Source organism: Streptomyces millisiae, assembly GCF_031845425.1.
Taxonomy (GTDB): domain Bacteria; phylum Actinomycetota; class Actinomycetes; order Streptomycetales; family Streptomycetaceae; genus Streptomyces; species Streptomyces millisiae.
In genome coordinates, this window is the sequence record NZ_JAVREM010000125.1 from 1 (window position 1) to 7,949 (window position 7,949).

The 7,949-nt window shown below is 73.6% G+C and carries 8 protein-coding genes and 1 pseudogene; 3 read left to right on the plus strand and 6 right to left on the minus strand.

What is annotated here, in order from left to right; translation table 11 throughout:
- Positions 1-132, plus strand: a pseudogene (locus RNC47_RS35285) (IS481 family transposase); the annotation flags it as partial.
- Here RNC47_RS35285 and RNC47_RS35290 read toward each other — a convergent pair.
- Entirely contained in the window at positions 129-1,109 is a 981-nt protein-coding gene (locus tag RNC47_RS35290) for an Lrp/AsnC family transcriptional regulator (RefSeq protein WP_311604881.1), read from the minus strand. The pseudogene RNC47_RS35285 and the gene RNC47_RS35290 overlap by 4 nt on opposite strands.
- Positions 1,110-1,193: 84 nt before the next feature.
- Here RNC47_RS35290 and RNC47_RS35295 point away from each other — a divergent pair, with 84 nt between their 5' ends.
- The gene (locus RNC47_RS35295; protein ID WP_311604883.1) at positions 1,194-2,627 is read left to right on the plus strand and encodes an MFS transporter; all 1,434 of its coding nucleotides are present in this window, start codon (positions 1,194-1,196) and stop codon (positions 2,625-2,627) included.
- A gap of 1 nt (position 2,628) precedes the next feature.
- Here RNC47_RS35295 and crcB read toward each other — a convergent pair whose 3' ends face one another.
- From crcB to RNC47_RS35320, 5 genes are read right to left on the minus strand one after another with little or no spacing between them, the layout of a single operon-like run.
- The gene (gene crcB, locus RNC47_RS35300) at positions 2,629-2,988 is read right to left on the minus strand and encodes a fluoride efflux transporter CrcB (protein ID WP_311604884.1); all 360 of its coding nucleotides are present in this window, start codon (positions 2,986-2,988) and stop codon (positions 2,629-2,631) included.
- Positions 2,989-2,995: 7 nt separating this feature from the next.
- Positions 2,996-3,310, minus strand: coding sequence for a DUF190 domain-containing protein (locus RNC47_RS35305; RefSeq protein ID WP_311604886.1), 315 nt, complete (start codon positions 3,308-3,310; stop codon positions 2,996-2,998).
- Entirely contained in the window at positions 3,307-3,765 is a 459-nt protein-coding gene (locus RNC47_RS35310; RefSeq protein WP_311604887.1) for a fluoride efflux transporter FluC, read from the minus strand. Before RNC47_RS35310 ends, RNC47_RS35305 begins: the two co-directional genes overlap by 4 nt.
- A 38-nt stretch (positions 3,766-3,803) precedes the next feature.
- Entirely contained in the window at positions 3,804-4,976 is a 1,173-nt protein-coding gene (mreB, locus tag RNC47_RS35315; protein WP_311604889.1) for a rod shape-determining protein, read from the minus strand.
- A 37-nt stretch (positions 4,977-5,013) separates the two neighbouring features.
- Positions 5,014-6,921: an ABC transporter ATP-binding protein gene (locus RNC47_RS35320; protein WP_311604890.1), complete on the minus strand. Its 1,908-nt coding sequence runs from the start codon at positions 6,919-6,921 to the stop codon at positions 5,014-5,016.
- A gap of 167 nt (positions 6,922-7,088) precedes the next feature.
- On the opposite strand from RNC47_RS35320, the gene RNC47_RS35325 reads away from it, so the two are divergent.
- Positions 7,089-7,871: an isopentenyl transferase family protein gene (locus RNC47_RS35325; RefSeq protein WP_311604892.1), complete on the plus strand. Its 783-nt coding sequence runs from the start codon at positions 7,089-7,091 to the stop codon at positions 7,869-7,871.
- Positions 7,872-7,949: the final 78 nt, after the last annotated feature.

The following is a 7,949-nucleotide window of genomic DNA, read 5'->3' on the forward strand; positions in this document are numbered from 1 at the left end:
CGATCAGAGCAAGAACGACGCGACGCCTTCCCCAACTGGCTCCACACCTACAATCACCACCGCGGACACACCGCACTCAAAGGCCAACCACCCGCCAGCCGCGTCCCCAACCTCACAGGGCAATACAGCTAGCGCCAGTCCTGGGGCGAGCGGGACGCGGGGCCGCGTGGCGCGATGCCCTTGACCACCCGCAGCGAGGGCGAGATCTCCATCCGCTCCACGGCCGGCAGGGCGGCGATCCGCGTCGTCACGTACCGGTACAGCGAGGCCACGTCGGCGCAGTTGACGGAGGCGAAGAGGTTGCTCTCGCCGGTGATCGCCGCGCAGAACGCCACCTCGGGGTGGGCCGCGAGCGCGGCCCCGGTCTCGGCGAGCCGCGCCGGCGAGACGGTGAGCCACACGCACACCCGGGCCGCGAGCCCGAACAGCCGGAAGTCGGACTCCAGGTCGAAGTAGAGCGTGCCGTTGGCGCGCAGCTCGGCGAGCCGCCGCCGGACGGTGGCCGGCGTCCAGCCGGTGGCCGCGGCCAGCTCCGGCACCGGCGCCCGCCCGTCCCGCCGGAGCACGGCGAGCAGTCGGCGGTCCTGCTCGGTGATGCCGCTCACCGGCGCGGCCGGCGGTCCCGGCTCCGGCGTGCGCAGCCGCTCGATCTGTTCCGGGGTGAGCGTGCCGAGCTTGCCGACCAGGCTCTGCGGCCCGCCGAAGAACGTGTGCAGGTGGCAGTGCGCGGTCACCCCGGTCACGTGCCGGCTGTGCGGCAGCCGGTCGAGCAGCGAGCCGCCCGAGCCGACCAGGACGCTGAGCACGATCTCGGTGCCCCCGGAGACGAGGCTCACCCACTTGGTGTCCTCGCGTCGCGCCAGCGCCTCCGCCAGGTCGCCCGCGGCGCCCGGGACGCAGCCGACCCGCACCGCCCAGTGGGTCTCGCCCAGCGCCGCCGGCCAGGTCATGCCGATGACCTGGAGCACGCCGGCGGACCTGAGCCGGGCGTAGCGGCGGGCGACCGTCTGGTCGGAGACGTCCAGCGTCTCGGCGATCCGGGTGAACGGCGCCCGGCCGTTGAAGTGGAGCGCCTGGGTGATGTGCCGGTCCAGTGTGTCGAATTCCACCTCGGAGAGGCTAGACGATGTCGGAAGACGCCGACCTGGCGCCGGTGGCTAGGGGAACACGTCCGCGCTGGCCAGTCTGGTGGCGTGTCTGAGCGAGAGCCCGGGAGAACCGGGAAGTGGTGGCCGCTGGTCGCGGTCTGCCTCGGGAACTTCATGCTGCTGATCGACGTCACCATCGTCGTCACGGCCCTGCCGCGAATGGCCGAGGACCTGGACGCGGGCCTCACCGACCTCCAGTGGGTGATGGACGCCTACGCGCTGGCGCTGGCCGCGCTGCTGATGGCCGCGGGCGCGGCCGGCGACCTCTTCGGCCGTCGCCGGGTCTATGTGCTGGGCCTCGCCGCGTTCGCGCTCTCGTCGCTGGCCTGCGCGCTGGCGCCCGGCGCGGAGGCGCTGATCGCGGCGCGGGTGGTGCAGGGACTGGCGGCCGCGGCGATGTTCGCGACCAACGCGCCACTGCTGGCCGCCGCCTACGCGGGCCGGGACCGCGGCGTCGCGTTCGGCGTCTGGGGGGCCGTGAGCGGCGCGGCCTCGGCGCTCGGCGTGCTGCTCGGCGGGGTGCTGACGGAGTACCTGGCGTGGCCGGCGATCTTCCTCGTCAACCTGCCGGTCAGCGCGCTCACCATCGCGCTGACCTGGCGGTTCGTCGCCGAGTCGCGGGACACCGCGCGGGCCGGCGTCCGCGTCGACTGGCCCGGCACGGTCGCCTTCACGCTGACCGCCGGCGCCCTCACCTACGGGCTGATCAGGGGCGGCGAGGAGAGCTGGACGGACGGCCTGACGCTGCTGTCCTTCGCGGTGGCGGCGCTCGCCCTGCTGGCGTTCGTGCGGGTGGAGGCGCGGACCGCGCATCCGCTGCTCGACCTGCGGCTGATGCGGCAGCCGTCGTTCGCCGCGCTGATGGTGGCCGGCATGGTGCTGACGGCCGCGGCCTTCGCGCACTACGCCTTCACCATGCTGTGGCTCCAGGACACGCAGGGCCTCAGCCCGGTGCGGGCGGGCCTCGCGGTGGTGCCGATGGCGGCCTCCGCGTTCGTGGTCGCGGGCGTCGGCGGCCGGCTGCTCCAGCGGGTACCGCCGTGGGCGGCGGTCAGCGGCGGGCTGCTGCTGATCGGCGTGGGGCTGCTCGCGCAGACCGCGATCTCGGCCGGCTCGTCGTGGACCGTGCTGGTGCCGGGCCTGGTCCTCACCGGCGTCGGGGTGGGCGTCGCCATCCCGGTGCTGGTCTCGGCGGCGCTGGCGGCGGCACCGCCGGAGCGGGCCGGCATGGCGAGCGGGGCGGTCAACACCTTCCGACAGCTGGGCTTCGCGCTGGGCGTGGCGGTGCTCGGCACGATCTTCGGGGACCGGGTCGCGGCCACGGGCTCCCTCGCGGCGGGCCTGGACCGCGTCTACCTGCTCGCCGGCCTCGCCGCGGTGGCCACGTCCGCCGCGGTCGCGGCACTCGCCCGCCGACCGGCGGGCCACGGGTCCGTCCGGCACCCGTCCCCGCAACCCGCCCGCGCCGCGGCGCCGTGACTCAGCCCAGGGTCGTGCCGACGGCGACGCCGGCGAACGTCGCGGCCAGGCCGAGCGCCACGTTGAGCAAGACGTTCGCCGTCGCCAGCGTCCACGCCCCCGCCTCGGCCAGCCGCAGGCACTCGTAGGAGAACGTCGAGTACGTCGTCAACGCCCCGCACAGGCCGGTGCCGAGCAGCAGCCGCAGCTCCTCCGCGGGGGCCGCGCCCGTCAGCGCGCCGAGGATCAGGCAGCCGGTGACGTTGACCGTCAGCGTCCCCCAGGGGAAGACCGAGTCGTGGCGCCGCTGGATCGCACGGTCCGTCAGGTAGCGGAGCGGCGCCCCGACCACGCCGCCCCCGATCACCAGCAGCCAGTGCACGATCGGCTCACCGCCCCACCACCTCGACCACCTCCACCGTCGCCAGGCCGCGCCCGGCGAGCAGCTCCGTCAGCTCGGGCAGGAAGGCCCTGACCCGTTCCTCCGCGTCCACCACGATCACCGCCACCGGCAGCTCCTCGCTCAGCGAGAGCAGCCGCGCCGTGTGCACCACCGAGGACGCGCCGAAGCCCTCGACGCCCTTGAAGACGCTGGCGCCGGCCAGCCCCGCCCGGTGCGCGCGGTGCACGACCTCGGTGGAGAGGGGGCGCCGTCGCCAGGTGTCGTCCTCGCCGAGCAGGACGGTCAGCCGCAGGGTTCTCATGCTCGCCTCCCCAGCCGGCGGGTCGCGGCCGTCGTGCCCAGGACGGCGGCGAGCGCGCCGACCAGGGTGAGCAGCAGGTAGCTCACGGCGGTGAGCGCCCGACCTTCGGTCAGATGCCGTTCGATGTCCTGCGAGTAGGTGGAGAAGGTGGTGAAGCCGCCGAGCACGCCCGTGCCGAGGAACGGCCGCACCAGCCGGTGCGCCGGCGTCGCCCACACCTCGGTGACCAGCACCGTCAGCACCCCGATCGAGCCGCAGCCCACCACGTTGACCAGCAGCGTGGTCCAGGGAAAGCCGGCGCCCTGCGTCGGCCAGAGCAGGCCGGCACCGTATCTGGCGGCCGTGCCGAGGCCGCCGCCGAGCGCGACCACCGCCACCACGGACCACTGCCCGCGCCAGAACGACGGCGCGGGCGGCGGCGGTGGCGGTGGTGGTGGGGTGCCGGCGTCGTCCATGTCCCGGCATCGTAGGCGGGACGGCCGGCGGCGACTTCTCAGGCCATGCTCGTCGGCTCCGGCATCGGGTCGACGAGGCTCTCGTCGAGGCCGGCGCCCGTGGAGGTGCCGGACGCCTTCCCCGACGCCTTGACCTGGCGTCTGAAGCGCCGCTTGAGGTCGCCGCCGCCCATGCCCGACTCGTGGCGCTTGAAGTTCGGCTCGGCGATCTCCCGCTGCCTGAACCGGCCTTCGAGCATCGCGCCCAGGCCCATGACCGCGCAGAGTCCCGGCTCCTCGGCCACGTTCACCGGCATCCCGGTCGACTGGCGGATCATCTGGTCGAGCCCCGGCAGCCCGGCCGCGCCGCCGGTGAGCATCACGCCCCGGTCGCCGAGGTCGGCCACCAGGTCGGGCGGGCAGCGGTGCAGCACGGCGCGGATGGTGTCGAGGAGCGCCGTGAGCGGCGGGGTGACGGCGGCCCGCAGGGACCTGGGGTCGATCGTGACGGTGCGGGCCAGGCCGGTGGCCACGTCCCGGCCGGACACCTCGGCGACCTGGTCGACGGGGTCGGCCAACGCCTCGTGCAGCGGCCGCACGGCCTGGCTCGGCAGCAGCAGCTCGTGCTCGTTGCGCAGGTACTGCATCAGCGCCCGGTCCACCGTCTCGCCGCCCATCGGCACCTTCTCGGCGGCCACGATCGCGCCGAGCGACAGCACGGCGACCTCCGTGGTGGCCGCGCCGCACTGCACGATCATCGTCGCCTCCGGCTCCTCGACCGGCAGTCCGCAGCCCACCGCCGCCGTCACCAGGCTGTCCACCAGCTCGACCCGGCGGGCGCCGACGCCGACCAGCGTCTCGAGCGCCGCCCGCCGCGCCAGCGGGTCGGCGTCGTGCGGGATGCAGACGGCGGCGCGCAGCAGCGGCTTGCGCCGCCAGGCGCGCCGCAGCTTGTTGCCGACCATGGCACGCAGCATCCGCTGGGCGACGTCGATGTCGACGACGGTGCCGCCGGTGATCGGGCGGATCACCCGGATGTTGGCGGGGGTCCGGCCCGACATCCGTTCGGCCGGGGCGCCCACCGCGATCAGCGCGCCCGTCTGGGTGTTGACGGCGACGACGGACGGCTCGTCGACGATGAGTCCCGACTGCTTGAGGTAGACGCGGGTGCGGGCGGCACCGAGGTCCACGGCCAGGGTGCAGCGGCGAAGATGATCAAGGCTGAGGGTCATACTGATCATCTTGTGTGCATGTGGGGGGTGATGCCCGTCATTGTGCGCCGACCGGAGTAGACGGCGCGTCAGACGGCTGACGCCCCGGCTCGGCGAACTGCGTCGCATGCAGTTCGGCGTACCGTCCGCCGGCCGCCAACAGCTCCTCGTGGGTGCCGCGTTGGACGATCCGGCCGTCCTCGACGACCAGGATCTGGTCGGCGGCCCGAATGGTCGAGAGCCGGTGCGCGATCACCACCGAGGTCCGGCCGGCCAGCGCCTCGGTCAGCGCCTCCTGCACCGCCGCCTCCGAGGTGGCGTCCAGGTGCGCGGTCGCCTCGTCCAGGATCACCACCCGGGGCCTGGCGAGCAGCAGCCTGGCGATGGTCAGGCGCTGCCGCTCCCCGCCCGAGAGCCGGTAGCCCCGCTCGCCGACCACCGTGTCGAGGCCGTCCGGCAGCGTGGCGACCAGGTCGTCGAGCCTGGCCCTGCGCAGCGCGTCCCACAGCTCGGCGTCGTCGGCCCCCGGCCTGGCGAGGCGCAGGTTGGCGCGGATGGTGTCGTGGAAGAGGTGGCCGTCCTGGGTGACCATGCCCAGCGTCGCCCGCAGCGAGTCGGCGGTCAGCTCGCGCACGTCGACGCCGCCGACGCGCACCGTGCCGGCGTCCGCGTCGTAGAGGCGGGGGAGCAGCTGCGCGATGGTGGACTTGCCGGCGCCCGACGAGCCGACGAGCGCCACCAGCTGCCCGGGCTCGGCGCGGAACGAGACGCCGTGCAGCACCTGCTCGCCGCCCCTGGTGTCCAGCGTCGCCACCTCCTCCAGCGAGGCGAGCGAGACCCGGTCGGCCGCCGGGTAGCCGAAGTCCACGTTCTCGAACTCCACCCCGACCGGGCCCTCCGGCACCGGACGGGCGTCGGGCGCCTGCCTGATCAGCGGCTCCAGGTCGAGCACCTCGAAGACGCGCTGGAAGCTGACCAGCGCCGTCATCACCTCGACCCGGGCGCTGGCCAGGGCGGTCAGCGGCGCGTAGAGCCGGGTGAGCAGCAGCGCCAGCGAGACGACGGCGCCCGGGTCGAGGCTGCCGCGCAACGCGTGGTAGCCGCCGACGCCGTAGACCAGGGCGAGCGCCAGCGCCGACACCAGGGTCAGCGCGGTGACGAACGCCATCTGCAGCATCGCCGTGCGGATCCCGATGTCCCGCACCCGGCCGGCCCGCAGCGCGAACTCCCGCGACTCCTCGGCCGGCCGCCCGTACAGCTTGACCAGGGTGGCGCCCGGCGCCGAGAACCGCTCGGTCATCTGGGTCGCCATCACCGCGTCGTGGTCGGCGGCCTCCCGCGAGAGCCTGGCGAGGCGCGCGCCCATCCGGCGGGCGGGCAGCACGAAGACGGGGAGCAGGAGCAGCGCGAGCAGGGTGATCTGCCAGGAGATGGAGACCATCACGCCGAGCGTGAGCACCAGCATCACCAGGTTGCCCGCCACCCCGGAGAGCGTGTCGCTGAACGCCCGCTGCGCGCCGATCACGTCGGAGTTGAGCCGGCTCACCAGCGCGCCGGTCCTGGTCCTGGTGAAGAACGCGATCGGCATCCGCTGGACGTGGTCGAAGACGGTGGTGCGCAGGTCGAGGATCAGCCCCTCGCCGATCCGCGCCGACAGCCAGCGGGTGAGCAGCCCGAGCCCGGCCTCGGCGACGGCGATCCCGGCGATCAGCAGCGCCAGCGTGACGACGGTGCCCCGGTCCTGGCCGCCCGTGATGGCGTTGACCACCCGACCGGCCAGCACCGGCGTGGCCACGCCGAGCGCGGCGCCCGCGACGCTGAGCACCAGGAACCAGCCGAGCTCCCGGCGATGAGGCCGGGCGAACGCGCCGATCCTTCGCAACACGGCGCGAGAGAAGGGGCGTTGGTCCTCGGCCGCGTGTCGGGCGTTGTAGAGGGCGTGCCAGGCGGTCATCTCCATGCTCATGGCGCCAGAGCCTAGAAGTTCAACATTCCTTGAAGTCAACCCCTCGGGGCGCCCGGCGCGTCAGGGCGGCGTCAAAAGCGGGGGAGATGGAAAACCTTTACTCGCTTTCCCGAGCGTTGAGACAGTAAATGCTTCAACGAGTGACGCGCCGTGGAAGGCCCGGGCCTATGGTCGTAGGTGACCAGGTGGGGCAGTCGAAGGGGGAAACCGTGTCCGAGGTCGACGCGGAAAGCGCACAGGTGATCCATATCATCGCGGGTCCCACGGGGGTGGGGAAGAGTACGGCGGCCACCGAGTTGGCCCGCGTCACGGGGGCGCCGATCGTGGTGGCGGACCGGATCCAGTGCTTCACCGACCTGGCGACCACCAGCGCCCGGGCGGGGGACGAGGAGGCCGGCGTCCAGCGGGTCCGCCTGGCCGAACGGACCGTGGCGGACGGGGACTTCACCGCCGCCGACGCCCTGGACTCGCTGATCGGGACCTTGCGCGAGCTCGGCGAGCGGCACCCGCTGCTGATCGTCGAGGGCGGCTCCATCTCCCTGCTGTGGGACTTCGCCGAGCTGCTGCCCGAGCTGGGATTCCGGGCGACGGCGCGGCTGATGCACATCGGCGACCGCCAGGAGTACGTGGCCCGACTCACCCGCAGGGCGCGGCGCATGTTGATACCCGAGGGGTCGGGGACCAGCACGCTCGAAGAACTCGCCATCGCCTGGAAGAACGTCGACCAGCGGCCGTTCGTGGCGTCCGTCAACGGGTTCGGGGCGATTCTGGAGTGGTGCGCCACCCATTCCGTGGCCGTGGAGTCGCTGGCCTCGGCGGCGTTGAGCGAGGAGCAGGTGGACGAACTGGCCCGGCTGATCGCCATCCGGCACGCCGAGCACGGGGTGCTCCAGGACCGGATCTTCTCCATGGTCTTCGACGCCTTCGAGCCCCTGACGCCGGCGGCGTGACCTCACGTTCGCTCGAGCTCCTGCGGTCGGGGCGTTCCGCGGCGGAGAGGGCCGTGGGGGGGGCTCCCGGACCGCCCC